This is a genomic window from Frankia sp. CeTa3Moorea (genome assembly GCF_978021225.1).
The window spans coordinates 1-813 of sequence record NZ_CDXDOR010000162.1 but is presented as its reverse complement, the minus strand read 5'-3'; the positions used below and the strand labels follow the sequence as shown (position 1 = coordinate 813).

Sequence of the window (813 nt, the reverse complement as noted above, 5' to 3'; positions counted from 1 at the left end):
CCCGACCAGGCTCATTTTCGCGATGGTCGAGCCGGTAGCACAAGTGCTACCGTCGGAGGGGTGGACGAGATAGGGCTTCGAGAGGTCCGGCAGAACGCCAGCGACCTGGTACGACGCGCCCAGGCCGGTGAACGGCTCACCATCACCGTGGCCGGCCGACCAGCAGCCGTCCTTGGCCCGGTGAGTCCGCGTGTGTGGCGGCGCTGGGACGATCTGGCGGAACTCTTCGCGCAGCCGGAGGACACCGACTGGCCTGAGGACCGCAACCTCGTCGACGGTTCCCTCACGGATCCCTGGGAAGGCCGATGAAACGCGGCGTCCTCGATACCAGTGTCCTGGTCGCCACGGACGTCACCCCCATCTCCGGCGAGTTGGCAGTCAGTGTCATCAGCATCGCCGAACTACAGTTCGGCGTCCTCGTCGCCAAGACGCCCCAGGCCCGCGCAACCCGGCTCGCCCGCCTCAGCGCGATCCAACGACGGTTCGACCCGCTGCCCATCGACGACGCCGTCGCCGACAGCTACGGACGTCTCGCCGCCCGCGTCGTCGAAGCCGGACGCCAGCCACGCGCACGCGCCATGGACCTGCTGATCGCGGCCACCGCCCATGCCCACGGAGCCAGCATCTACACCCGCAACGCCGCCGACCTCGTCGGCCTGGAAGACCTCCTGAGGATCGTCACGATTTAAGTCGGCTGACGGCGAGATCGCCGGTTCGATCCTCACACCGGTGGGCGGCGAGGCTGTCGGAGTTCGCGGGCTTCCACCCTCCCCTCGAGATGATCTTCCTGGCAGTCCGCTGGTACCCGCGATT

Annotated in this window: 2 protein-coding genes; both read left to right on the top strand. The window is 67.9% G+C overall.

The window, feature by feature from the left end:
• The first annotated feature begins 60 nt into the window (after window positions 1-60).
• Window positions 61-309 (top strand): type II toxin-antitoxin system Phd/YefM family antitoxin, encoded by a 249-nt coding sequence (locus tag AC08OV_RS20725; RefSeq protein ID WP_476614994.1) that lies wholly within the window; start codon window positions 61-63, stop codon window positions 307-309.
• Entirely contained in the window at window positions 306-689 is a 384-nt protein-coding gene (locus AC08OV_RS20720; protein ID WP_476614993.1) for a PIN domain-containing protein, read from the top strand. The genes AC08OV_RS20725 and AC08OV_RS20720 overlap by 4 nt, the downstream gene beginning before the upstream one ends.
• Window positions 690-813: the final 124 nt, after the last annotated feature.

What these genes read in the sequence shown, in the direction of transcription:
- AC08OV_RS20720 (WP_476614993.1), top strand. Translation starts at nt 306, where the DNA reads ATGAAACGCGGCGTCCTCGATACCAGTGTCCTGGTCGCCACGGACGTC.